At 53.1% G+C, this 24018-nt stretch carries 30 protein-coding genes and 2 pseudogenes; 23 read left to right on the forward strand and 9 right to left on the reverse strand.

Going from position 1 to position 24018, the window contains the following annotated elements; translation table 11 throughout:
* Positions 1-73: 73 nt before the first annotated feature.
* Genes LG52_RS05985 through LG52_RS05995 form a run of 3 tightly spaced genes read left to right on the forward strand, consistent with a single transcriptional unit; the run spans position 74 to position 1226 of the window.
* Positions 74-490: an acyl-CoA thioesterase gene (locus LG52_RS05985; protein ID WP_044731264.1), complete on the forward strand. Its 417-nt coding sequence runs from the start codon at positions 74-76 to the stop codon at positions 488-490.
* 14 nt (positions 491-504) lie between these two features.
* Positions 505-819 (forward strand): hypothetical protein, encoded by a 315-nt coding sequence (locus LG52_RS05990; RefSeq protein ID WP_011231059.1) that lies wholly within the window; start codon positions 505-507, stop codon positions 817-819.
* Positions 819-1226, forward strand: a complete 408-nt coding sequence (locus tag LG52_RS05995; protein WP_044733122.1) for a PaaI family thioesterase — start codon at positions 819-821, stop codon at positions 1224-1226. The genes LG52_RS05990 and LG52_RS05995 overlap by 1 nt, the downstream gene beginning before the upstream one ends.
* Positions 1227-1294: 68 nt before the next feature.
* Here LG52_RS05995 and LG52_RS06000 read toward each other — a convergent pair whose 3' ends face one another.
* The gene (locus LG52_RS06000; protein ID WP_044731265.1) at positions 1295-1585 is read right to left on the reverse strand and encodes a HesB/YadR/YfhF family protein; all 291 of its coding nucleotides are present in this window, start codon (positions 1583-1585) and stop codon (positions 1295-1297) included.
* A gap of 180 nt (positions 1586-1765) precedes the next feature.
* Here LG52_RS06000 and LG52_RS20105 point away from each other — a divergent pair, with 180 nt between their 5' ends.
* Both LG52_RS20105 and LG52_RS06005 read left to right on the forward strand, forming a co-directional pair.
* A complete protein-coding gene (locus LG52_RS20105) occupies positions 1766-1912 on the forward strand; it encodes a hypothetical protein (RefSeq protein ID WP_197071936.1) in 147 nt (48 codons plus the stop codon).
* A 313-nt stretch (positions 1913-2225) separates the two neighbouring features.
* Positions 2226-3164, forward strand: coding sequence for a magnesium transporter CorA family protein (locus tag LG52_RS06005; RefSeq protein ID WP_013145444.1), 939 nt, complete (start codon positions 2226-2228; stop codon positions 3162-3164).
* 42 nt (positions 3165-3206) lie between these two features.
* Here the strand turns inward: LG52_RS06005 and LG52_RS06010 are convergent, their stop codons facing one another.
* The gene (locus LG52_RS06010) at positions 3207-3800 is read right to left on the reverse strand and encodes a DUF502 domain-containing protein (RefSeq protein ID WP_044731266.1); all 594 of its coding nucleotides are present in this window, start codon (positions 3798-3800) and stop codon (positions 3207-3209) included.
* A 179-nt stretch (positions 3801-3979) separates the two neighbouring features.
* Here LG52_RS06010 and LG52_RS06015 point away from each other — a divergent pair, with 179 nt between their 5' ends.
* The 4 genes from LG52_RS06015 to LG52_RS06030 all read left to right on the forward strand — a co-directional run bounded on the left by LG52_RS06015 (position 3980) and on the right by LG52_RS06030 (position 8283).
* Entirely contained in the window at positions 3980-5419 is a 1440-nt protein-coding gene (locus LG52_RS06015) for an NAD(P)/FAD-dependent oxidoreductase (RefSeq protein ID WP_044731267.1), read from the forward strand.
* Positions 5420-5575: 156 nt separating this feature from the next.
* The gene (gene bioB, locus LG52_RS06020) at positions 5576-6577 is read left to right on the forward strand and encodes a biotin synthase BioB (RefSeq protein WP_044731268.1); all 1002 of its coding nucleotides are present in this window, start codon (positions 5576-5578) and stop codon (positions 6575-6577) included.
* Between the two features lie 712 nt (positions 6578-7289).
* On the forward strand, positions 7290-7508 hold the full coding sequence (locus tag LG52_RS06025; protein WP_011231067.1) for a YozE family protein: 219 nt from the start codon (positions 7290-7292) through the stop codon (positions 7506-7508).
* A 130-nt stretch (positions 7509-7638) separates the two neighbouring features.
* On the forward strand, positions 7639-8283 hold the full coding sequence (locus tag LG52_RS06030; RefSeq protein ID WP_044731269.1) for a hypothetical protein: 645 nt from the start codon (positions 7639-7641) through the stop codon (positions 8281-8283).
* Here LG52_RS06030 and LG52_RS20775 read toward each other — a convergent pair.
* Positions 8265-8387, reverse strand: a complete 123-nt coding sequence (locus LG52_RS20775) for a hypothetical protein (RefSeq protein ID WP_268892789.1) — start codon at positions 8385-8387, stop codon at positions 8265-8267. The genes LG52_RS06030 and LG52_RS20775 overlap by 19 nt on opposite strands.
* A gap of 130 nt (positions 8388-8517) precedes the next feature.
* Here LG52_RS20775 and LG52_RS06035 point away from each other — a divergent pair, with 130 nt between their 5' ends.
* Positions 8518-8697 carry a YozD family protein gene (locus LG52_RS06035; RefSeq protein ID WP_011231069.1) on the forward strand — a complete coding sequence of 60 codons (180 nt, stop codon included), beginning with the start codon at positions 8518-8520 and terminating at the stop codon, positions 8695-8697.
* 11 nt (positions 8698-8708) lie between these two features.
* Here the strand turns inward: LG52_RS06035 and LG52_RS06040 are convergent, their stop codons facing one another.
* A complete protein-coding gene (locus tag LG52_RS06040) occupies positions 8709-9830 on the reverse strand; it encodes a DUF2515 domain-containing protein (RefSeq protein WP_044731270.1) in 1122 nt (373 codons plus the stop codon).
* 222 nt (positions 9831-10052) lie between these two features.
* On the opposite strand from LG52_RS06040, the gene LG52_RS06045 reads away from it, so the two are divergent.
* Together LG52_RS06045 and LG52_RS20110 are read left to right on the forward strand one after the other, a co-directional pair.
* Complete coding sequence (locus tag LG52_RS06045) at positions 10053-10370, forward strand: hypothetical protein (protein WP_044731271.1); 318 nt, start codon at positions 10053-10055, stop codon at positions 10368-10370.
* A 105-nt stretch (positions 10371-10475) separates the two neighbouring features.
* The gene (locus LG52_RS20110; RefSeq protein ID WP_011231072.1) at positions 10476-10640 is read left to right on the forward strand and encodes a hypothetical protein; all 165 of its coding nucleotides are present in this window, start codon (positions 10476-10478) and stop codon (positions 10638-10640) included.
* Positions 10641-10675: 35 nt separating this feature from the next.
* On the opposite strand, the gene LG52_RS20115 is transcribed toward LG52_RS20110, so the two are convergent.
* Positions 10676-10834, reverse strand: a complete 159-nt coding sequence (locus LG52_RS20115) for a hypothetical protein (protein ID WP_197071937.1) — start codon at positions 10832-10834, stop codon at positions 10676-10678.
* Positions 10835-10960: 126 nt separating this feature from the next.
* Here LG52_RS20115 and LG52_RS06050 point away from each other — a divergent pair, with 126 nt between their 5' ends.
* The 3 genes from LG52_RS06050 to LG52_RS06060 all read left to right on the forward strand — a co-directional run bounded on the left by LG52_RS06050 (position 10961) and on the right by LG52_RS06060 (position 13462).
* On the forward strand, positions 10961-11368 hold the full coding sequence (locus tag LG52_RS06050) for a hypothetical protein (protein WP_044731272.1): 408 nt from the start codon (positions 10961-10963) through the stop codon (positions 11366-11368).
* A gap of 515 nt (positions 11369-11883) precedes the next feature.
* On the forward strand, positions 11884-12594 hold the full coding sequence (deoD, locus tag LG52_RS06055) for a purine-nucleoside phosphorylase (RefSeq protein WP_013145436.1): 711 nt from the start codon (positions 11884-11886) through the stop codon (positions 12592-12594).
* A gap of 49 nt (positions 12595-12643) precedes the next feature.
* Positions 12644-13462, forward strand: coding sequence for a M15 family metallopeptidase (locus LG52_RS06060; RefSeq protein ID WP_044731273.1), 819 nt, complete (start codon positions 12644-12646; stop codon positions 13460-13462).
* Positions 13463-13500: 38 nt separating this feature from the next.
* Here the strand turns inward: LG52_RS06060 and LG52_RS06065 are convergent, their stop codons facing one another.
* The gene (locus tag LG52_RS06065; protein WP_044731274.1) at positions 13501-14199 is read right to left on the reverse strand and encodes a class I SAM-dependent methyltransferase; all 699 of its coding nucleotides are present in this window, start codon (positions 14197-14199) and stop codon (positions 13501-13503) included.
* 168 nt (positions 14200-14367) lie between these two features.
* On the opposite strand from LG52_RS06065, the gene LG52_RS06070 reads away from it, so the two are divergent.
* From LG52_RS06070 to LG52_RS06085, 7 genes and pseudogenes are all read left to right on the forward strand, one after another.
* The gene (locus tag LG52_RS06070) at positions 14368-15255 is read left to right on the forward strand and encodes a cation diffusion facilitator family transporter (protein WP_044731275.1); all 888 of its coding nucleotides are present in this window, start codon (positions 14368-14370) and stop codon (positions 15253-15255) included.
* 226 nt (positions 15256-15481) lie between these two features.
* Positions 15482-16430, forward strand: a pseudogene (corA, locus tag LG52_RS06075) (magnesium/cobalt transporter CorA).
* Positions 16431-16643: 213 nt separating this feature from the next.
* A complete protein-coding gene (locus tag LG52_RS18795; protein ID WP_231584425.1) occupies positions 16644-16733 on the forward strand; it encodes a YjcZ family sporulation protein in 90 nt (29 codons plus the stop codon).
* A gap of 184 nt (positions 16734-16917) precedes the next feature.
* A complete protein-coding gene (rarD, locus tag LG52_RS06080; RefSeq protein ID WP_044731276.1) occupies positions 16918-17847 on the forward strand; it encodes an EamA family transporter RarD in 930 nt (309 codons plus the stop codon).
* Between the two features lie 124 nt (positions 17848-17971).
* Entirely contained in the window at positions 17972-18070 is a 99-nt protein-coding gene (locus LG52_RS18800) for a YjcZ family sporulation protein (RefSeq protein WP_013145429.1), read from the forward strand.
* Between the two features lie 33 nt (positions 18071-18103).
* The gene (locus tag LG52_RS18805; RefSeq protein ID WP_011231082.1) at positions 18104-18244 is read left to right on the forward strand and encodes a YjcZ family sporulation protein; all 141 of its coding nucleotides are present in this window, start codon (positions 18104-18106) and stop codon (positions 18242-18244) included.
* 132 nt (positions 18245-18376) lie between these two features.
* Positions 18377-19270, forward strand: a complete 894-nt coding sequence (locus LG52_RS06085; RefSeq protein ID WP_044731277.1) for a DUF1028 domain-containing protein — start codon at positions 18377-18379, stop codon at positions 19268-19270.
* Between the two features lie 46 nt (positions 19271-19316).
* On the opposite strand, the gene LG52_RS06090 is transcribed toward LG52_RS06085, so the two are convergent.
* The 3 genes and pseudogenes from LG52_RS06090 to LG52_RS19685 all read right to left on the reverse strand — a co-directional run.
* Positions 19317-20684 carry an MATE family efflux transporter gene (locus tag LG52_RS06090; RefSeq protein ID WP_044731278.1) on the reverse strand — a complete coding sequence of 456 codons (1368 nt, stop codon included), beginning with the start codon at positions 20682-20684 and terminating at the stop codon, positions 19317-19319.
* A 96-nt stretch (positions 20685-20780) separates the two neighbouring features.
* On the reverse strand, positions 20781-22043 hold the full coding sequence (locus LG52_RS06095; protein WP_044731279.1) for a two-component system sensor histidine kinase NtrB: 1263 nt from the start codon (positions 22041-22043) through the stop codon (positions 20781-20783).
* Between the two features lie 430 nt (positions 22044-22473).
* Positions 22474-22611: pseudogene (locus LG52_RS19685) on the reverse strand (tetracycline resistance MFS efflux pump); the annotation flags it as partial.
* 138 nt (positions 22612-22749) lie between these two features.
* Here LG52_RS19685 and ilvA point away from each other — a divergent pair.
* Positions 22750-23958, forward strand: coding sequence for a threonine ammonia-lyase (ilvA, locus tag LG52_RS06100; RefSeq protein WP_044733123.1), 1209 nt, complete (start codon positions 22750-22752; stop codon positions 23956-23958).
* Positions 23959-24018: the final 60 nt, after the last annotated feature.

Genomic DNA, 24018 nt, shown 5'->3' on the forward strand with positions numbered 1-24018 from the left:
CCGCTTGAGTGAGCCGACGGGCGAATGGTAACATAGAAGAGGAGGCCCGGAAAAAAATGGAGGGAGAACGAACGTGAAAGTGGCAGAAAAACAAATTGAAGTGCGTTATGCGGAAACAGACCAAATGGGCGTCGTCTACCACGCGAACTATTTAGTTTGGATGGAGGTCGGGCGCACGGAATTGATCAAACAGCTCGGCTTTCATTATGCTGACATGGAGAAAGAAGGTATCATTTCACCCGTTGTCGATTTGCAAGTGTCGTACAAAAAGCCGCTCCGTTATGGGGAAACGGCGATCGTTCGCACGTGGGTTGACGCCTATGACGGCATCCGTGTCACGTACGGCTACGAGATTCTCGCCCCGGATGGCGAGGTGGCGGTGATCGGAAAGTCGCAGCACGTTTGCGTCAAGCGCGACACGTTTCGGCCGATCGTGATCCGCAAATATTTTCCTGACTGGCATGAAGCATATGTGCGGGCGAAGCGGTAAAGGGGAGCGGTGCGATGGCGTTTGGCATCCGCCGACATGAGCTCGCGGCATGGAAAGAGAAAGTGAAGCGCGGTGAAATCGCCTTTTTGACCCACTATTGGTACGACGAACGGTTTCCGCATTGCACGACAGTGACGAAAGTCGGCTGCGCCGATGTCGAAAAACTCGCCGCTTGGGGGCGGCAGTACGGGCTGAAGGAAGAGTGGATCGACCGGCGCGGTGAGTTTCCGCATTTCGATTTGCTCGGTGAGACGCAAACACGCATTTTGCAACAGGAAGGACGGCTTTTTGAGTTGGAACGATTCACGAAACGGGGGAAGAAGGAATGATGATCGATTTAGCCGTTGTGAAGGAAATGGCGAAACATACGTTGATCGATACGCTCGGCATCGAAATTGTTGAGATTGGAGAAGGCCGCGTCGTCGCGACGATGCCGGTCGACTGGCGCACGCACCAACCGGCCGGGCTGTTGCATGGCGGCGCCTCAGTCGCACTCGCTGAGACCGTTGCAAGCATCGGCGCATATGCGCTTGTTGATCTACATAAGGAAAATGTTGTAGGATTGGAGATTAATGCCAACCATGTCCGCTCCGTCCGCAGCGGGACGGTGACGGCAACGGGCACGGTGCTGCACCGCGGGCGGACGACGATGGTGTGGGACGTGCGCATCACGAACGAGCAAGGGGAGCTCGTCTGCATCTCCCGCTGTACGATCGCCATCATTCGAAAAAGCTAGCTCTGACGCTAGCTTTTTCCTTTATCGCGAACCGGTTGACGAACGCTTTAACAGCGCCGGCCGCAGATTTAATGAAGCAGAAACACCGGCTCGTCGCTTTTTTCATCCAGATCAACCGTTAAATTGCCGCCGTCGAAATACCATTGGTCACCCTCTTCCACAAAAAAGGTGATGCCGTCCACCGTCGTCTGCGCTGCGGGTTCATCCGCGGACTCTTCTTTGCTCACGCCAAGCGAGAACCCTTTTTGCACCGTGCTGCATCCCCCATAGCGGACAAAAAAGCGGATCGCATCGCCCGGCTTCAGCCCGAGCTCTCGCTTGTACCAATCGAACGCTTTTTTGGTGATCACAATGTTCATGGCTTCCCCTCCTCACTTGTTTATTATAAGTGAATGGACGGCGCCGGTAAAACGATTGTGTGAACATTGGCTGACAATTTGAGGATGAAACAATTTCCAAAAAATAGATTAACCTAGCCTTGACTGACTCGAGTAAAATGCCGGCCGACGGCGAACAGTAAAAGTGAGGGGGTGAAGAGAGTGAGCAAGAAGCGGCCGTTTGCGCCAAGCTATGAATCGGATGGGGTGATGGGCGAAAAGAAAGAACAACGCCCGCGCCGTTCCAACCGTCGGCCAGTTGACAAACAAGCGCCTGATTTTTTCAACACGACGCCATCGAGCGAATAAAAACGCCGAATCGAGCGGGCGATGGTTGAACATCGCGCTGTTTTGTGAATAAAGTAGCCAGTAGGCTGCTTTTTTTATGACACCTACTATACAAATGGGCCGGTCCGCGCTATCATTACTTGAGGGACATCTTTTTCGAAAGGAGTGGCGTTTTCGTATATGAGTAGTTCAAGCCCGAACGAACCGGAACCGGAATATAGCGGGGAACGCGGCCTGTTCCTTTTCTTGCCGGCTGCTCATCATACGAAAACGGGCTCCGGATGGAAAGGAAGAGGCGCCGCCTTCCTCGCGTGAAAAGGAGGAAGGATGCCAGATGATGAAAATGTATTTGTCCGATGCCAGCGGCAAAATGCGCGAAATCGATCATATTGAAAATGGCTGCTGGATCAATCTCGTCGCCCCGACGGAAGACGAAATTCGCTACATCGCCCACCATTTGGACATTCCGATCGATTCGATCAAAGACGCGTTGGACGACGAGGAGCGATCGCGCGTCGAAAAGGAAGACAACCATGTGCTCATTATCGTCGACATTCCGATTGTCGCTCATGATGAAGTAGACGGCCCGATTTACGAAACGATTCCGATCGGCATGATCATTACGAACACGTGCTTTATTACGGTTTGCTTGCAGGAGAATCCGATTTTCGAAGAATTCTCCAAAAACAAAATCAAAAACTTTTACACGTTTATGAAGACGCGGTTTGCGTTGCAGATGCTGTACATGATTTCCACGTATTATTTGCGCTACTTGAAGCAAATCAACCGGCGGACGAGCGAAATCGAAAAGGAATTGCACCAATCGATGAAAAACAAGGAGCTGTTTTCGCTTCTCAGCATGGAAAAAAGCTTAGTGTATTTCATGACGTCGCTGAAGGCGAACAACATCGTCATGGAGCGGCTCATGCGCCTCAACTATTTGCGCATGTACGAAGATGACCAGGATTTGCTGCAGGACGTCATTATTGAAAACAAGCAGGCGATTGAAATGGCGGAAGTGTACAGCAGCATTTTAAGCGGCATGATGGACGCGTTCGCTTCGGTCATCTCAAACAATTTAAACATTGTGATGAAGTTTTTGACGGCCATTACGATCGTCATTTCGCTGCCGACGATGGTGGCGAGTTTCTACGGCATGAACGTACCGATTCCGTACCAACACTCTCCGTACGCCTTTTTGATCGCGATGGCGCTCGCCGGTTCACTGTCAGCGGCGACGGCGTACATCTTTTGGAAAAAGCGCTACTTTTGACGGCCAGGCGTGTTTTGGATGGCCATGCGAACGGCTGCCCTGTCATTGGGGCAGCCGCTTTTGCTTTCGGACGGCCACACCGCCGGAGAGGATGAATTTCATCGCCTCTTCCGGCGAGATGTCGACGACTTCCACTTGCTCTTTCGGAACGAGCAGGGTGAGCCCGGCGACTTGAAACGCCTGCGGGATATAGACGGCGACGTAGTCGGCGAGAGGATCATGCCAAGCGCCGACATCATCCATTGTCATGAAGCCGAGGCATTTCCAGCCGCTTTCCGGCACCGTGACGAGCACGACTTGCGAAAACGATCGTTTTTCCCCGACGAAGGAAGCGATTGTATCTTTGGCGACGGAATAAACCGTTTTCATCAAGGGAATGCTTTCAAGCAACCGGTCGATCAGCCGAATGAGGCGGCCGCTTACGTATTGCGTCGACAGCCAACCGCAGACGGTAATGAGCGCCACGGTCGCCAATAGGCCTAGGCCGGGAATGTAGCGGCCATCCAAATACGGACGGACGTATTGGCCAAGCAGCCCATCCAAAACGGTGAACACTTTGTAGCACACATAGACGGCGAGTAAAATGGGCACGATCGTCAGCATGCCGTTCAGAAAATGTTTCACGAAAAAGCGCATCCCTTTCCCTCCCCGCTATTCATTCTCTACCACCATACCAATTTTTTGTGCTTTATACAACTCTCTATTATATCGAACATTTTTTGTTATATCAGGTAATAAAGTTCGTGTTTTTCCTTGACGAACGGCCCAATGTTCCGTATACTTCCGAATGGAACATGAGAAATGGGGGATGGATCGTGAACAATCATTACGATGTGATCGTGGTCGGCGCCGGACCGGCCGGCATTTTCACTTGCTACGAACTGACGCTCAAACTCCCTGGAGCGAACGTGCTCTTGATCGATAAAGGGCACGATATATATAAACGCAATTGTCCGATTTTGCAAAAAAAAATTGAAAAGTGCCCGCCGCCGGCCGGCAAAAAAGACTATGCCGGGTGCGTGCCGGCTTGTTCGATCACGAATGGATTCGGCGGAGCGGGGGCGTATTCGGACGGCAAATTCAATATCACGAGCGAATTCGGCGGCTGGATGACCGACTATTTGCCGGCTTCGACCGTACTTGAGCTTATCCGCTATGTCGATGAGATCAACTTGAAGCACGGAGCGACGACATCGATCACCGACCCGATGACGGACAAAGTGAAAGAGATCGAACGGCGCGCCTATGCGGCCGGGTTGAAGCTGTTGCGCGCATACGTCCGTCATTTGGGCACAGAGCAAAACTTGGAAATTTTGAAAAGCATTTTTGAATATTTGCACGAGCGGATTGCGATGCGCTTTACAACGGAAGTCGATGATATCGTGACCGAGCGGACGGAGAGCGGCCATCGAGTGAAAGGCGTTGTGCTGAAAAACGGCGAAACGTTGACAGCGGAAAAAGTCGTCATCGCTCCGGGGCGCGATGGCTCGGTTTGGCTGAGCAAAGTTTTGCGCAAACGCCGGCTGCGGATGATCAATAACCAAGTCGACATCGGAGTGCGCGTGGAAACATCGAACATTGTCATGCAAGAGATTAACGAACATCTGTATGAAGGAAAATTCATTTTCAACACGTCGGTCGGGACGCAAGTGCGCACGTTTTGCAGCAACCCGTCCGGACATGTCGTCGTCGAAAACCATTCCGGCATCATGCTCGCCAACGGCCATGCGTACAAAGATCCTAAGCTTGGCAGCAACAACACGAACTTTGCCCTGCTTGTTTCACATAAGTTTTCCGATCCGTTTGACAAGCCGAACGAATACGCCCATGAAATTTCCCGGCTGGCGAACGCTTTGTCCAACGGCGGCATCATCGTGCAAAAATATGGCGACATTTTAAAAGGACGGCGATCGACGGAAAAGCGGATCAAAGAAGGGTTCATCGAACCGACGCTAAAAGAAGCGGTGCCGGGCGATTTAGGCCTCGTTTTGCCGTACAACACGATGAAAAGCTTGATCGAAATGACGGAGGCGCTCAACCACGTCACTCCGGGGCTTGCCTCTGAGCATACGCTCTTTTATGGGGTGGAAGCGAAGTTTTATTCGGCGCGCCCGAAACTGAACGACCGCTTTGAAACCGAAATCGCCGGGCTGTATGTTGGCGGCGACGGCGCCGGCATTACGCGCGGCCTCGCTCAGGCGAGCGCCTGCGGCGTTTGGATCGCCCGCGACATCGTCGGGAAATTAACGCATTAGGTGAGAAATTGAGGGCAGGCCCCTTCAAACGAGGGCCTGTTTTTTTGCTGTCTGCCTGGGACGGATTAAAAAGTAAACTGAAATGAAAATATAGTTGACAAATATGCAGCTGGTCCGTTACGATGAATGTAATGATATGGAAAGGGGAGAGGAGAGATGGCAAACTGGCTGGTGTTGGCTGAGCAAGTGTTGGGAGGCCACGAGCTGACCGATGAGGAAGCATTGGCGATATTGGATTGTCCGGACGAGGAGCTGCTCCTTTTGCTGCAAGGGGCGTACCGGATTCGCTCCGCCTATTATGGAAACAAAGTGAAGCTGAACATGATCATCAACGCCAAATCTGGCCTCTGTCCGGAAAACTGCGGCTACTGTTCGCAGTCCGCCGTATCGACGGCGCCGGTGAAAACGTATAAAATGGTCGACAAAGAGACGTTGTTGCGCGGCGCGGAAGAAGCACACCGTTTGCGCATCGGGACGTACTGCATCGTCGCCAGCGGCCGCGGACCGAGCGATAAAGAGATCGACACCGTTGTGTCCGCGGTCAAGGAAATTAAAGAGCGGTTCGGGCTGAAAGTGTGCGCCTGCCTTGGGATCTTAAAGCCGGAGCAGGCGGCGCGGCTGAAAGAGGCGGGGGTGGATCGCTACAATCATAACATCAACACGTCGAAGCAGCATCATCCGAACATTACGACGTCCCATACATACGACGATCGGGTGCGGACGGTGGAAACGGTGAAAGAAGCCGGCCTTTCGCCTTGTTCCGGCGTCATCATCGGCATGAAAGAAACGAAGCGGGATGTCGTCGATATGGCGCGCAGTTTGCGGGCGCTTGACGCCGATTCCATTCCAGTCAACTTTTTGCATGCGATCGACGGCACGCCGCTGGCCGGCACAAACGAATTAAACCCGCGTTACTGTTTGAAGGTGCTGGCCCTTTTTCGCTATATGAATCCAACCAAAGAAATCCGCATCGCCGGCGGGCGAGAAGTGAATTTGCGGTCACTTCAGCCGCTTGGCCTGTATGCCGCCAACTCGATTTTTGTCGGCGATTATTTGACGACCGCCGGGCAAGAAAAGTCAGCCGATTATCAAATGCTTGAGGACCTTGGGTTTGAAGTCGAATTTGCCCCGGTTCCGCAAGCCGGAGTCGTATCATGAACGATGCCGCCAGAAGATGGCGGCTTTTTGTTAAGATATAAAGTTTTGCGATTGGTTAGGGAGCTGTCTAGCTTCAAGCACCATCGGTGTGATGCGCTCCGCCCCTTCTTTCGGCGGCGACACACTGAGTTTGCTTCTTTAGAAATATCCCACGCAAGGGGGTGTCCCAAAAGGATCGGGACACCCTTGCTCATCACCATATATCGCCACGAAACAATGAATCATGCGCAATATGTTGTATTTCGTTTGAGAAGAATGACGTTTTTGGGTCAGCCCCTGAGCCTCCTCGGTGGGGCTTGTGCGCTCTTCGCGGAGCCAAGGATGGCGACATTTCGCCGTTGCCCGCAGGATGCGGGCTGTCTTTAGGCGAAATTGGGGCGCTTTGCGCTTTTCTTAATGTGCGCTCACCGAGGACAAGACCTGGCGAAGCGGGAGGCATGGGAGGCCCCATGCGGTTTCAGATGGGACGCCACGATGGCGCATCGCAAAAGCCTTGGCGAGAAGCGGAGCGCATGATAAGACGGTGGACTTGGCCTGCCTATGCTCTGACGAGAAAGTGGATTGAACCCCTATTGCGCCGTTTGACGCGCTTTTTTGGCATGAAAAGCCAACCCGACGCGTACGATGGGAATACAAGCGGCGAAAAAAGGCTTCACAAACAGCCAAAAGCTCATTATAATAGCAACAAAAGGAAAGGAAGAGGATGGGGGACATGGCAAAGTCATTCTACCGTTACTTGCTGCGCTTCCGCCATGGACACCAGGAAGATCCGGTCGTCCGGTTTGCGAATGGAGCGTATGAAGACCACAGCTTTCCAAAAGGGTCGACGGACTATGAAGAACTGAGCGGCTATTTGGAGCTTAACGGTGACTATTTGGAAAGCATGGTTGTGTTTGATGAATTATGGGAGCAATTTTTGCATGAAGCGTAACTAGGGAAGCGTTCCTATTTCATAAATTGGGAGCGCTTTCAAATAGCTTTTTCCGCGCGGTTGCAGGTGTCCACCCTTCTCTGCATGCATATACTATACTAACCATTTGTTCCAAAGGGTGGAGATGCCAATGAGCGCGCCGAAACGCCCGAAATTTTCCGTCGGCGACATCGTCGTCAATACATTGTACGGAACGGTCGGAACGATCACCGATATTCAGCAGATTGACGGTACGTTTTTATACGAGATCAACCATGGCCATAGCTTGTTTGCTGAGCAAGCGCTCATTTTATTGTCTGAGTTTGCGGGTGATTTATGGATCGCGGAAGAGATTGAAATCGAGCTGCCGTTTTTTCTCGGCGAAATTGTCCGCGTCCGCGATTATGGCGGCCATTTGTTCAAAATTGTCGGGGTGCGGACAGAAATTTACCGCTACTACGGGGAAGGATGGGAAGAGACGATTTACGAATTGAAACGGCTGACGGATGGTTGGGAGATTGAAGTCCATCTGGAAGACATCATTCCGCTTGCCGACGGAGAGGAGACGTCCGTCACGCTCGTGCAAGATATCGTCATCGCCGCGCCGGTGAAAGCGTCGCTTCTATTGCCGCCGGCCGACAGCGGAGAGAAAGGGCCGTCGGTCGACGAGCTGCTTGACATGTACAACGATTACAAAGCGTTATATGAATGGTTCGGCGATGAACAGTATCAACGGATGATGGAAACAGTTGTAAAACGTTTGCGGACAATCGCCGATCACCAGGATAGAAATTGATAAAGAATAAAAAGAAAATAAGGAATGCCGGCGAAAATGACGATCGCGCCCAATCCATTGACAACTGTTTCCATCATTTTATCGATCGCAGTGAGTTTGTCCATTTTGCCCGCCTCCGTGTTTTTTGTTTTGTTGGTACATATGTATGGGAGAGACCGAAAAAATAGTACAACATGATTTTTGACATAAAACGGAAGGCGGCGACATACAACATTACAAAGGGGGCGAGATGCGGTGAAGGAAATTGAAGTGATTATCGATACGGAAGAAATCGCTGAGTTTTTTTACCAAGAACTCATCCGCCGCGGTTTTGTGCCAACGCAAGAGGAGCTTGAGGAGCTCGCGGATATTACGTTTGACTATTTGCTTGAAAAATGCATCATCGATGAAGAGATTGACATCGATGGGGAGTAGTCCTCGTCGTTTTATGATGAAGTTGATTTGGCCGCCGCGATGGCGGCTGTTTTCATCATGGCCAAATGCCGATCGTAGCGGTTGGTCATGTCGCCCGAGGCCGGAAGCGGGAGCGTTTCAAGCGCCTGCATGATCGCCTCATCGATGAACCAATCGCGATGATCGTGGAACGGGTGCGCAAGATCCGGCCAAGCCGCCTCAAGGCGGGGGCTGTAAAGGCGGCGCCCATCGGGCGTTTCAGTGAACGACTGCGGCCAGAAGTCGGCGCGTGAGCCGCTGTGGGGGACGCAGCGGGCAAAGCGGCAGGCGCCGCGAAACAGCCGGGCGTCAAACAGCAGCAGACTGTACAGCGTTTTGCCTATATGGATGCGGTGGTGGACGTCGGCGAAATCGCGCACGGTCGTTCCGGCAAGCGCTACGCGGCGGCCTTTGGCATATGGGATGAGCACATCGTTGAACCCGAGCCATTGCTCGACAATAAACGGCCAGCTTGTCAGCACGCGGGTGCGGAAAAACGGATGTTCGATGACGCGAAGCTGGATGTACTGCTGCTCGTTGATGATCAGAGCAACCGTAAGAAGCGCGGCATTCCCCGTTTCCCAAAAATGTTCCCACATCGGCTTCATAAACGAAGACACCGCTAGCGCCGGCAACAAATGAAACAGCGGCGTCTCCCTCCGTTTGCTTTCTTCGTACAGCAGAAGCTGCGGATAGGCGTCATGAAAAATGAGGGCATTGGCGCGCTCCAAAAACAAAAAAAGGGGTGCAATGATTTGTTCCGGCAGCAAAAACGGAAGAAGGCCGCCGCGCAAATCAGTCATGTTCCAACCGCCGTTGCGCGAGACGAGATGGGCTAAAAACGCCCAATGAATTTCCTGGTGGCGCTCAAAAAACGCCAAGTAGGCGGCGGTGCGCGTCACGTTGTTGCGGTTATGTTCCGCCGTTTTCCGGCGAATGGCGGCAACAATGCTCGTTTCTTCCGCGCTGAGCGGTCCGTCAGTCGGGACAGTTGTGCGGGCGGCCATCCGGCGAAGCAGGCCGTCATCGGCGAGGCGGATCGGATGGCGGTACAAAAAGGAGCGGTAGGCATACTGAAGCGGATGGCGCAGCCAAGCGAACGGACGAGTCGGCATCAGGCTGTCTCTCCTTTGCATCATTTGTGGACTTTTGTCAGAAGACCGCGATCGTTTCGACAAAAGGAGTGCTCGTTTGCTGAAGGAATCGACACGCCAAATCACCAAATAAGTACAATACACGTTTTTCTCAGCTTCGAAGACGATTCGCGATCGAATTCGACATCAACCATAGTATGGGACGCGGAGGGCCGATTTATTGGGAGAAGGGAGAGGAAAACAATGGTTCGTTTATGGAGGAAACAGATGTGGATGACAAAACGTGCATATGAGGCGGTCGTTTTTCAAACACCGCGCTTTGGGGAAACGAAAGGCTACCGGCAAGTGTGCCGCATGACGGTGACGGCGGCCGGACATGATGAAGTGCTGGCGGTGTTGTATAGGATGTTTAATGTCGCCGATCTGATGCCGAAAAACTGTCAAGCTCGGTTTATGCGGACTGGGGACGTTGTGCTGATCGATGAAGGGCGGAAAGGACAGACGTACTATCGCCTTTGTCCAGACGGATGGAAACAAGTGGAACGTCAGCTCATCCGTTGACGAAATATTCAAAAATATAGTCGCCAGCAAGAGCTAGAGATGATATAATATGAATAAAGCCCCCTTGTTTCGGGAACGGATAAGAAAGGAAAGGGGGCGGACTTGATGGAACATGACGAACGGCGGCGCGACATGCCGACGGTGGCCCCGGGCATCGACGACGATGAGGAACTGAATGAAAGAGCGACAAAAGAGGAAATTGAACGCGGGGAATATACAAAAGTCGTCACGCTTGCTTGGGACGAATCCGAGCCGTCGGAACCGCGATAGAAACCCTTGTATCGCACAAGGGTTTCTGCGGTTTGTCACGATTCTGGATTGTTGTGATGGCCCGGACCGTTTTTCCGGCCGCCGGCGGCGGAATATTCTTTGGCATGCGCCTCATCTTCAGCGATCAATGCTTCTTTTGGAATATGGTTGTTCTTTTTCTGCCCGTTAATGCGGTTGCGGTGTTTTTTGCCCATCGTTTTCCCTCCTTGAACCGTCGTCGTCGTTAGTGTATGCGGTCTGGCGGCGGTTCATCGACGGAAAATGTTTGCAGGCGGCATAATGCGGCGGGCGCAGGAGAAAAGAGGGAAGGGGGCGAAACGATGGCTGCACTGGCGCTGTCGCTGCTCTTGTGCGTCGTCTCGATTGCGGCATTGCTTTGGGTCAAAGGGCAAGTTGAGCGACTCTTGTTCCGCTGGAGAAGCGTGCCCCTTCTCCATGCGGTCAACGTCGTCATCATCGCTGCCATCGTTGCTGACATGTACTATCGGCTCAGCGGCATCGACGTGTACTTGCGCGATTTGGCCGATATCAACGGTTTTTGGTATGTCTTTGCCGGCGCGATGCAGCTCGTCTTTCCGCTGTATTTGTTTTCTTGTTGGCTCATCAACAGGCGGTGCGAGCGCGAGAAAAAATATACGCGCAGCAAAGACAAAAAGGTGCTGTATATCAATGAGCGTTATTTGGCGCGCCGCCATCGCAGCGATTACCGCCGATCCAAAACATCATAAAAGAGAGCGGCTCCCCCGCAAACGACTCACCCACCTACGCGAGTGCATAGGGGTGGCTTTCTGCGATTTGCATATGTGCCAAACGACAAGCCGCACAAGGACCCTTTCCGCTTCTCTTCGTTTCGAAGGTGCCCGTTTGAACAACATGTGATTCGATCCGACGGCGATTGCCGGCCAAAATTCATCTCCCACATTGACGGGTGCTCGTGCACCTTCACGTTTCGAAGTGGGAGACTTCTTTTGGAATGATGTTAGAATTTGGTCTTTTCCTTTTTCGATGTGGACGGCTGATTGTTTGATTTGGACGATGGATTGGTTTTGTTGGCGTATTCCACCGCTTGTTCGAGTTTCTTTTTCATCGGTCTTTCCCTCCTTTCTCCTCCGGCAGGCACACATAGTATGCCCGTTCGTCGCCTCGGCTACTCGAAGGAAGACTGCCATTTTCCGCAAACATATGATATGATAGACGAGGGCATGGCCCGACAACGATCGTTCAAACCAAAGGAGGAATCCCATTGAGCGTACATATCGGAGCGAAGGCAGGGGAGATCGCGGAGCGCATTTTGCTGCCGGGTGATCCGCTGCGCGCCAAATACATTGCCGAAACGTTTCTAGAAGGAGCGGTATGCTACAACGAAGTGCGCGGCATGCTCGGATTTACCGGGACGTATAAAGGGGAGCGCATTTCCGTGCAAGGGACCGGCATGGGTGTGCCGTCCATTTCGATTTATGTGAACGAACTGATCCAAAGCTACGGCGTAAAGACGCTCATCCGCGTCGGAACGTGCGGAGCGATCCAGCCGGATGTGCGCGTCCGCGATGTTATTTTGGCGATGAGCGCGTCGACCGATTCGAACATGAACCGGCTCATTTTCCGCGGCCGCGATTATGCACCAACCGCCGATTTCCATCTGCTGCGGACGGCGTATGAAGTAGGTGTGGAAAAAGGGCTGGCGCTAAAAGTCGGCAATGTGTTCACCGCCGACATGTTTTACAATGATGAACCGAATTGGGAAACGTGGGCGCGTTACGGCGTACTGGCTGTCGAGATGGAAACGGCGGCGCTTTATACGTTGGCGGCGAAATTCGGCTGCCGGGCGCTGTCGGTGCTGACGGTCAGCGACCATATTCTCACCGGAGAAGAAACGACGGCTGAGGAGCGGCAAATGACGTTTAACGAGATGATTGAAGTGGCCCTTGAAGCGGCGATCCGCAATGGCGCGTGATTGGGCTGCCGGGCGCTTGGGCCCGGGAAAACAGAAAAGGAGAAGGAACATGAACCAGCGATGGCAAGCGGCGATGTTGGTGTGCCTGCTGCTCGCCGGCTGCCAAACAGGGGAGAGCGGCAGCAACGGTGCGGCCGGTCCGTCTGGCCAGCCGCCGGAAAGCGTGGTGCACCCAAGCGATCATCAACAGGGGAAAACGAGCGAGAGCCCCGTCGATCCCGATTTGCAGCTTGAGGCGAAATATTGGAACATCGTCGAGGTGCAAAACGGACAAAAAGTGATCAAAAACCCTGACAACATTTTGGTGCTCGTCAATAAAGAACAGTCGCTCCCGCCTGGCTATAAGCCGGCGGACTTGGTCGTGCCGCGCGTGCCGTTTTCGTTTGCTGACCCGAACGCGGAAAAACGGCATATGCGGGCCGAAGCGGCCGCGGCGCTTGAGGAGATGTTTGCCGCCGCACGCCGCGATGGCATTGAGCTGGTGGCCGTGTCCGCTTATCGTTCATACGAGCGGCAGCAGGCGATTTTTGCTGAAGAAGTGCGGCAAAAAGGAAAGGAAAAAGCGGTTCAAGCGGTCGCTCACCCAGGGCAGAGCGAGCATCAGACAGGGCTGGCGGTCGATATCAGCAGCCGCTCGGCCGGCTGTCAGCTGACCGAATCGTTCGGGGCGACAAAAGAAGGGCAATGGGTGGCCGCCCATGCGCACGAGTACGGATTCATCGTCCGCTACCCGAAAGGAAAGGAAGCGGTGACCGGCTACAAGTATGAGCCGTGGCATCTCCGCTATGTCGGGCGGAAGGCGGCCGCGGTGATAAAAAAGCGCGGCTTGACGCTTGAAGAATATTTCAAAGTAGTGAAAAAAGTGTGAAAACGGCGCCTCGTCGAGGACGCCGTTTTTCTTGCCAGCTATGGTTCGCAGCAAAAGACGCAATAGCCAAGACGGTCGCCGAATTGAGATGTCAACTGTTGGTGCATCTGCCACATGCTTGCCATCTCCGGTGTCGGCGGAAGGGCGATGACGATGGGGCCCCCAAGGCTTGGCGCTTCGGCTGCAGCCGCGTAGGAAAACTGGCGGCAGCGGAAGCCGCTTTGTTCGAGCACTTCTTTCCACTCCGCTGGTGTCATTAGCTGACGGAAGCCGTAAAAGGCGGCGATTTGCTTTTGCTCAGCGGCGCTCAGCCGCTCATGACACGCTTCAATGCCGACGAATAGGCCATCGTTTTTGAGCATGCGGCGGATTTCGGCGAGCGCGTTTGGCAATGAAACGAAAGCAAGCACCGATTCAGAAAGCGCGAGGTCAAACGTCCCGGCGGGAAACGGGAGCGCTTCGACCGAGGCGCGATGCAAACGGACCGAGACCGCCTTGGCGGCAAAACGCTGTTTCGCCTTGGCGATCATCGTCGGGTGGATGTCGATGGCGGTGACGTTGGCCCCGTACTGTTCGGCGATATAAGCCGCCGTCTGTCCGGTGCCGCAGCCGACGTCAAGCACGGATGTTGAACGATCGATCTTAAGTTTACGTAAGATTTGTTTTGTTAACTCAAAACCGCCTGGGTGAGCGCCATCGATCCCCATGTCCGCCAACCAGTCTAAATATGCAGACATCTGTTCCTCTCCTTTTTTTGTTTCGACTTGGTTTATCATACGCAAATGCGCTCGATTTTGCCTTTAGACAAAAAAATTTGCTTGTCCCTATTCTTATGAAAAAAGGAAATTTTCTTGCTGTAGACCCAACCGGCTTTAAGCTGGTACACTGATACGTGCAAAAATGAGATGGCTAGGTTGGTGAAGAAAGTGGATAGAAAACAAGGAGCCGAGGCGGGCGCACTGCTGAGCATTTTCGTCTATCTTCTCCTTTCGACCGGCAAGCTGTTGGCTGGGGCAGTGTTCGGCTCGGATGCGGTGGAAGCGGACGGTTGGAATAATTTGAGTGATATTATCGCTTCCTCGGCAGTCTATATCGGCATGAAAATCGCGAAAAAACCGCGTGATTGCAACCACCCGTACGGACATTCGAGGGCGGAGAACATCTCCTCGCTGTTGGCCGCTTTTTTGATGATGTCCATTGGCATTGACGTGATCACAAGCGGCGTCCGCTCGCTGTTTGGCAAGGAAAAGACAGCGGTTCCTGACGTTTTAGCGGCTGTGGTTGCGCTCGCCTCGGCGGCCGTTATGATTGGCGTTTATGCCATCAATCGCCGGCTGGCGCGGCGGACGAACAGCATGGCGCTGGCAGCCGTGGCGAAAGACAATTTATCGGATGCGCTGGTGAGCATTGGCGCCGCCATGGGCATCGCCGGCGCGCTGCTTGGGTGGCCATGGCTTGATCCGCTGGCGGCGCTTGTGATCGGGGCGATGATTGGCAAGACGGCGTGGGAGGTGTTTATGGAGACGGCGCATACGCTCACCGACGGTTTTGATGAACGGCAGCTCGCTGTTTATAAAGACGAAATCGCGGCGGTGAGCGGCGTGCGCGATGTCGCTGACATTAAAGCGCGCATGTTAGGCAACGACATTGTGCTGGAAGTGACGATCCGTGTTGACTCGCATTTGACGGTGGCAAAAAGCCATGAAATCGCCGATGAAGTCGAGCGTTTGATGCGAAACCGGCATAACATTCGGGCGACGCACGTCCATGTGGAACCGGAAGCGGTGCGCTGACTGGCTTCGGGCGCATTGGCGGGCGGACGCGGCGAGGCGCCTAGACAGCGAATGACTTGTCGGGATGTGACGCTTTGCAACCGGCAGAAGTTGCTTGTCGCCAACAGGGAGCGGATGCGGCCAAACCGTTGCTGCTGGCTTGTTTTTGGCGGCGGGAGAGGAGTAGTTTTGCAGCAAACAGCAAACAATACAATTAAAATCGTTTGCATGGAAAGGACGTCAGTCTATGGTGATCGAGCAGAACTTTCGTTTGACGGTTGACGGAACGTACAAACGCCATGCGCCGGCAGGCAGCCAGTCGTGTTGGCTTCATTTCACCGCCGCCGCCAAGCCGGATTTGGAGCAGCTTCTTTCTTCGCTTTCCATTCACCCTCTCGCCCAACAGCGGCTGATGAACGGGACGGACATTCCGGCGTTTGACGAATACGAAGGATGTTTCTTCTTATCGCTGTTTATCGTCCGTCCGGACAGTGAACGTTCGTTTGCTTGCCGGCAGCCAATATATGATCAGCTATATCGATGAAAACGATCCGCTTATTGATCACGTGAAAGAACGTTTGTTGAACCATCGCGATCAGGCGCTGTATCCCGGGTATGTGCTATATCACTTTTTAGACTTGGCCGCCATCCGTTTTTTGCAAGTCATCGATCAGATCGCTGACCGCATTCAGACGCTTGAACGGCAAGTGTTTGCGACCCCGTTTGCCAACGAAATCGGGCGCGAGATTTATCGGATGAAAACACATCTTCATGAGCTGCGCCAAATCGCCGAGGCGCAGGAAGAAGCGATCAAAATCATCCGCCACGCTGATTTGCCGTATATCAACCAAGACACGAATCCGTATATCGAGGAAGTGGCGTCGCGATTCTCTCGCGTGCCCGCCGCGCTCGACGCGTTTAAGGAATCATTGTCCGCCATTTTCGATTTGCAACTGTCGCTCAAATCAGATCATATGAACGTCATTATGAAGACATTGACATTGGTGAGCGTCATCTTTTTGCCGATGACATTTATTGCCGGTGTATACGGCATGAATTTTGCGTTTATGCCAGAGCTGAAATGGAGATACGGCTACCCGTTTGCTTTGTTGCTCATGGCAGCCGTTGCTGTGCTCATCGCCCTCTATTTTAAGCGAAAAGGTTGGTGGGGAGAGACGGGGGCGAAAGAAAAATAGGCGTTTTTCTAGAAGGTCGGTGATGTAACGAAGAAAACGCTCCAGCAAGGAGCTTTCGCCAATGGATCAACGACTCTTCCGTGCGTTCGTGGACCAATCTTTTTGAAGAAAACGCGGTTTTTCACCAATCTTTAGAAATTTGGGCATTCGCCCAGCCGTTTGGGCGGGTGGGCGCATATGATGGTCCGTGAACCGATGAAGGAGGTGCCCGCCGTGAGCGGTTTTGTCAACAGCGGTTATACGCTTGTCATCGTCCTGTTCATTTTACTGATTATTGTTGGCTGTGCCTGTGTCGCTTGGTGAGCGAAAAAATAAGAAAGGGCGGCGGTCAAACGGGCCGCGAAGGGGGCGGTTGCTCATATTCAGCTGCGCCCCTTCGCCATTGGGCAACTATGTCGAGCGATGCGGGTGAGTGTTTTGATGGATAAAGTGAAGCGGCGGCGGTATAATGGAACAGAAATGATCCAAGAGAAAAGGAGAAGACGACGTGGGGCATTGGAGCGAAGAAAAACAAGGAATCTTGTATACGGCTGTTTCGTACTTGCTGTGGGGAGTATTGCCGCTTTACTGGAAGCTGCTAGAGGCGCGCCCGGCGCTTGAGATTTTGGCGCACCGCATCGTTTGGTCGTTCGTGTTTATGGCCATCCTTTTGGCAGCGACTGGGCAGCTTGGCGCCTTTCGCCGGGAGCTTCGGGCGATGCGCTGTAAGCCGGCCACGGCATGGGGGATCGCCGCTGCTGCCGTTCTCATCAGCGCCAACTGGTTTGTCTACATATGGGCGGTGAATCATCATCATGTCGTTGAAACGAGCCTTGGCTATTATATCAACCCGCTTGTCAGCGTGGCGCTTGGGACGATCGTATTGCGCGAGCGGCTAAGCGTTGGGCAGTGGGCCGCTGTTTTTCTTGCCGCCGCCGGCGTGGCGGCGATGACGGCGGAATATGGCGCATTTCCGTGGGTCGCCATATCGCTCGCGTTGACGTTCGGGTTTTACGGCTTAGTGAAAAAACTAGCCAGCGTTGACTCGTCCATTGGCTTGACGCTTGAAACAATGGCCGTCATGCCGCTTTCAGCCGTTTACTTATTATGGGTGTACAACGAAACGCCAGCCCTCGTCAAGACGGCCGAATGGTGGCAATGGGCGCTGTTGGCTGGAGCCGGGCCAGCGACAGCCATGCCGCTTTTGTATTTCGCCAAAGGAGCGAAGCGTGTGTCGATGACAACACTTGGTTTTTTGCAATACATTTCGCCGACGATCAGTCTTCTTCTTGGCGTCTTTTTGTTCGGCGAGCCGTTTACGAAAGCGCATTTTTATGCGTTTAGCTGCATCTGGGCGGCGCTTATGTTGTTTTCCGCTGTTCAAATCAAGCAAGCGCCAGGGCGGAAAAAATGGAAGCGAAGCTCCCTCGGAGCATAACATCGGTCCACGGATGGACCGTTTTTTTATCGTTGCGGCAAATACCCATTTTTGTTGAAACATCTAACCATTTCCTCGGCTTCTGAATAGTCTACTAGTACAAAAACGAAGGAGGTGCTGGCAAATGGGTGCAGCTTACGGCGGCGGGTTCGCGTTGATCGTCGTTCTGTTCATCTTGTTGATTATTGTCGGATGTGCATGTGTCGGTGGTTGGGTGTACTAATGCCTCTTACTTGCTAGCAAGGAGGTGACGAATATGCCATACGGCTTTTATGGCGGCTGGGGCTGGGGCGGCTATGGCTTCGGCTACCCGGGCTATGGCGGCTACGGCTACGGCTTCGTGTTGATCGTCGTCTTGTTTATTTTGCTCATTATCGTTGGGGCGACATGGTGCTAAGCAGGTAATGGGCAGCGCGGGGGAGGCTGCTTGCGAGCGGCTGCCCCCGCCATTTTTTTATGATGAAAGAGGCAGGAGAACAGAAGGGGGAAGGAGAAGAATAGAGGCGAGAAACTGCATGGAGGGAAAAACATGACCCGGATTTCAAAAGATCTCGTGGCGACGTTTTCGATCGTGGCGTTTGACCCGACGACCGGAGAGCTTGGCATCGCTGTCCAGTCGAAATTTTTAGGTGTCGGTGCGGTTGTGCCGTGGGCCAAGGCGGGTGTCGGAGCGGTGGCGACGCAGTCGTACGCCAATACGTCGTACGGACCGCGCGGCCTAGAATGGATGGCGAAAGGGAAATCGGCGCAAGAAACGCTTGAGTTGCTCGTTGCCGATGACAGCGAGCGCGATTTGCGCCAAGTCGGCATCGTGGATGCGAAAGGACGGTCGGCGACGTTCACAGGGGAAAAATGCTACCCGTGGGCTGGGGGCATCACTGGGCCGAACTATGCGGCCCAAGGCAATATTTTAGCTGGCGAGGAAACGGTGCGGGCAATGGGAAGGACGTTTGAGCAGACAAAAGGTCCGCTCGCCGAGCGATTGCTAAAGGCGCTTCAAGCTGGTCAGGTAGCGGGGGGCGACCGACGCGGGCAACAGTCAGCCGCTTTGCTTGTCGTGAAAGAAGGAGGGGGATATGGCGGCTACAATGACCGTTATATCGACTTGCGCGTTGATGATCACCCGCGGCCGATCGAGGAGCTTATTCGCTTGTATCAATTGCGCCAGCTGTATTTCGAGAAGCCTCATCCTGAAAAGGTGGCGGCGATGGAAGGCGCCGTCAAGGAAGAGGTGGCCGCCCAGTTGGTCCGCCTCGGTTATTTGTCGAAAGAGCGCGCGGCGGACAATACGGCGCTTCATGAGGCGCTGACGGCGTATATACATACGGAAAACTTTGAGGAGCGCGAACTGGAAAATGGAAAGATTGATCTTGATGTGCTCGCCTATATGAAAAGACAGCCGTCGCCACAAAGCGGAAAATAGCAAAGGAGGATGCCGTTGCAGATGCCGGCATCCTTTTGTTGAGCCTTTATGAGGCGAGCGGCGCACGCCCGCTGCCATGTCTGCGCCAAACGGCCCGCAGGCGAAAGCTGAGAAACAGTGCGCCCGTTGCCAATCCGGCGATCAGGCCGATCCAATAGCCGAACGCTTCAGCATTCGTCCATAGCGCGAGCGCGCAACCAAGCGGAAGCCCGACGCCCCAATAAGCGACAAGGGCGGCCCAAAAAACGGCGTTCACCTCTTTATAGCCGCGCAGCGCCCCTTGAATGGGAGCGGCGATGGCGTCGGAAAACTGGAAAAAGATTGCATACAACAAAAACTTCCCGGTCAGCACCGCCACGTCCGGATCGTTTGTATACAGCCGGGCGATATGGCCGCGGAAGGCGAACAGGAACAGCGCGGCAGCCGCCGCGACGGCCAAGGCGAGGGTGATGCCGATCAAGCAATATTGTTTCGCATCTTCATAACGGTTGGCTCCCGCCTCGAAACCGACCGCGATTGTCAACGCCATCGATAAGCTGAGCGGAATCATATACAACAGTGAAGCGAAGTTGAGGGCGCTTTGATGGGCGGCCACTGTTTCCGCTCCAAACCGGCCGACAAGCAACGTGACGGCGGCAAAAATGCTCGTTTCAAAAAAGATGGCCGACCCGATCGGCACCCCGGTTTTCAGCAGCTCTTTCCATGCCGCCCATGAGGGACGGTAAAAACGGACGAGCACGCGATATGGAGCCAAGCGGCGAAATTTCAAGGCGGCAAAGGCAGCGGCCGCGAAGCAGTACGCATACGTGATCGCCGTCGCGTAGCCAGTGCCGATGCCGCCAAGGCGCGGAAATCCCCCATGCCCGTAAATCAACAACCAGTTGAACAGCATATTGATCGGCAAGGCGGTGAGTGTAATCCACATTGTCACTTTCGTTTGCCCGAGCGCGTCGATGAAATAGCGGAGCACGGAATAAAGGAACAGTGGGATGATCCCGAACGACAAGGCGCGCAAGTAATCATAGGCGATATACCGAACGTTTTCATCCAAAGACATCTGTTTCAAGATGAACGGCACGGCAGCGGCCCCGATCAGGACAATGGCGACAGCAAGCGTGACAGCCAAGTAGAGCGCCTGGGTGACAGTGTGAGCGATCGAGTCATGCTGTCCGGCGCCGAAATGGTGGGAGACGATCGGGGACAGGGCGAGCAAAATGCCGCCGACGCCGGTAAATACTGGCACCCATAGGCTTGAGCCGATCGCGACGCCGGCAAGATCTTCGGGGCTTGCGTGACCGGACATGGCGACATCGACAAAGTTCATGGCGTATTGGCCGGTTTGCGAAATAAAAATGGGAAGAAACAAGGCGAACAGGCGCCGCCATTTGCCATTGGGCGAATCGGTCGTTGCCATAATGGCTCCTCCTTTTCTGTGATAAAGTGACACATTGTTCTAAATCATCAATCTCCCCAATTCCGAAGCTGGGATGGCCCCCTCTTCGGAAGCGATTTATGACGAAAGAAACGGCGGTTGGCTGCAAAGCGGAAATTCGATTAAAAAACATGCGCCGTTCGCGTCGCTTTGCACTTTCATCGTCCCGCGATGCAGTTCGACGATTTTTTTTGATAATGACAGGCCGAGCCCAGTTCCCGTTTCCTTCGTTGAAAAAAACGGATCGAAAACATGGTCGATGACCGACGGCGGAATGCCAGGCCCATCGTCGCAGAAGCGAAGCTGAACGAGATGGTTGATTTTTCGGCTGCAGATCGACACCGTCATCGTTTTCGCTACTTTTGCTTCCACGGCGTTGCGAAATAAGTTTAAAAACACTTGCAAAAGCTGGCTGCGGTCGCCGTTCATTTCGTAATCGTCAAGCTCGTCATCAAGGTCAAAATGGACGTCAATGTTATGCAACAGCGCTTCGCTTTGCAATAGAACGCCGACATCGTCGCGCAAAAAGCGGTGCAAGTTGAACGTCTCCATTTTGACGTCCGCCGGCTTGGCGATATTCAAAAAATCAGTGATAATGTCGTTCGCCCGGTCGAGCTCGGGAATTAAAAGCCGCTCCACGAGCGAGGCGATGCGATCCGGCAAGTCGCTTTTCAATAGTTGCAAATACCCGCGCACCGTCGTCAGCGGATTGCGGATTTCATGGGCGATGCCGGCGGCGATGCGGCCGGCGACCGCCAGCTTTTCTGTTTCTTTCATCATATTGAGCGACTGAAACATACTGATGACTCGTTTGACAGATCCGTCATCGTTGTAAATAAAACGGGTGTTGACGATGCCGTAAAATCGGTCGAGCACTTCGTAATTGTAAAGCGGCTCGCCTTTTTCAAGCGATTCGAGCGTCGCGATCAGCTCATCAGGGAGCTTCAGCAGCTCGCGAATATGTTTGCCGATGATGGCGTCGCGATCCACGCCGGTGTCAACAGCCGCCTGCAAATTGCAAAGCGTAATGACCCCTTGGGCGTCGACAAAGACGATATGGTGTGGAACAAGATCGAGCAACGGCGTCAAAAAGGCTTCCACTTTTTCAAACGGTACATCTTGATATAAATCGATGTCCCATTGCCATTCGGCATCCCTTTCAGGGGAGGGAGGAACGGAGCGAAGGCGCGGTAGGGTTTCGCCGCGCTTTTTTTCAATGGAAATTCCCGCTTCGTAATCGGTGAACACGAATGGAAATGGAAGTTTTTCAACCAACCGCTCATAGGCCCGCAGCTTTCGTTCGAGTTCTTCGATTTGCAGTTGTACGAGTCGATCGTTCATCTTTCCAAACCCCTTAGCTACACATCGCGTTTTGATGTATTCCGAATGCCTTTCTTTCATATTAGCAAATCCACTCGCATTTGCCTATCATCGTTCTTCCCAGTTGCTTTCTCTCGTCAAACTGGCGAAGGTTTCGTTGGCGATATTAGGTTCTGATGGAGCGGGATCGAACGGAGACAAATGACCTAATCCATAAAACAATGTGCTAAATCATCACTGAACATTATTTCTGCATGGCATGATAAAGTTCACTAACAAACGCTTGTACAAAGCTTCTCAACTGGAAAAGGATCTGTTTTGAGGTGACTTTCGTAAATCTCTCAACGTTCACACAGCTGACAAAACGCAATGGATCCCAGTGACGATTCGTCAAGCATCATGATTTTCTATCATAAAACTATGTGCTAAATAATCAATAGAACGAACCCAACATTAACAACCCGAACACAAGCGAGGTGGCGCCAACATCTTCGGCAAGAAAAGGCAATACCGGAATAATGATGCCAAAACCTGACATAACTAAAAACATGACCATCCATAAAAGCAATAGCGGTCGGCGTCGACGCATAGATCGTCTCCTCCTTCACCCTTTTATCGTACGTCATCGGTCAAAGGAAAAGCAGCATTTGTCGGCGGTGAAATGTTTTGTATATAATAAAGCGGGGCGAACAAGAACCGATCGCCGATCAGAAAGGGTGGTTTGATGATGTTGACGTTAGCAGACATTGAACAAGCGCGGGAGAAAATGAAAGGCGTCGTCCATGAAACGCCGCTTGAGCATTCACAAACGTTCAGCCGGCTGTCCGGCAACGACGTATATATGAAACTGGAAAACTTGCAAAAAACGGGTTCGTTTAAAGTAAGAGGTTCATTCAATAAAATTATGTCGCTCACGGAAGAAGAGCGGGCGCGCGGCGTGATCGCCGCCTCGGCCGGCAACCACGCCCAAGGGGTTGCCTATGCAAGCGGCATGCTTCATATTCCGTGCATGATCGTCATGCCGAAAGGAGCACCGCTCAGCAAAATTGAAGCGACGAAAAGCTACGGGGCGGAAGTCGTGCTGTACGGCGATGTGTTTGACGAGTCTTTGGAATATGCGTTAGAGTTGCAGCGCGAACGGGGAATGACGTTTGTACACCCGTTTGACGACTTGGCGGTGATGGCTGGACAAGGGACGATTGGTTTGGAGCTGATCGAGCAGCTTCCCGACATCGATGTCGTTCTTTGTCCGGTCGGGGGCGGTGGGTTGCTTGCTGGGGTGGCGTTTACGTTAAAACAGCTGAAGCCATCGGTTGAAGTGTACGGCGTTGAGTCATCGGCTTGTCCGGGCATGACGGCGGCCATACGCCATAAACAGCCCGTCTCCATTGCCGCGTCGAATACGATCGCCGATGGGATTGCCGTAAAAAAGCCGGGCAATATTACGTACCAATACATTGAGCAATACGTCGATGGCATTGTGTGCGTGGAAGAGGCGGAAATTTCACGGACGATGCTGTATGTGCTCGAGCGGAACAAGCTGTTAATCGAAGGGGCGGCCGCTTGTCCATTGGCGGCATTGTTGTATCAAAAGCTGCCGTTTCGCGGCAAAAAAGTCGTCGCTGTGCTAAGCGGCGGCAACGTCGATGTGACGCTCATTTCCCGCATTATTGAGCGGGGGCTTGTCGAAGCCGGGCGATTCGTTACGTTTACAACGGTCATCTCCGACAAGCCGGGCCAGTTGAACAAACTGCTTCGCATTATCGCCGAGCTTGAGGCGAATGTCATGTCGATCCACCATCAGCGCATCGGCGCCAAAGTGTTGCCTGGCCAGGCGGAAATTCATTTTTCGCTCGAGACAAAAAACGAAGACCATATTCAGCAAATTTACCAAGTGTTATTGAAAGAAGGCTATGATGTACAGTTTTACCGATGAGCGCGCGATGGGAAAACGGTTTGTGTTTCACCACTGTCTGTTAAGCAAGCAGTGGAAAAA

Source organism: Geobacillus kaustophilus (assembly GCF_000948285.1).
Taxonomy (GTDB): domain Bacteria; phylum Bacillota; class Bacilli; order Bacillales; family Anoxybacillaceae; genus Geobacillus; species Geobacillus thermoleovorans_A.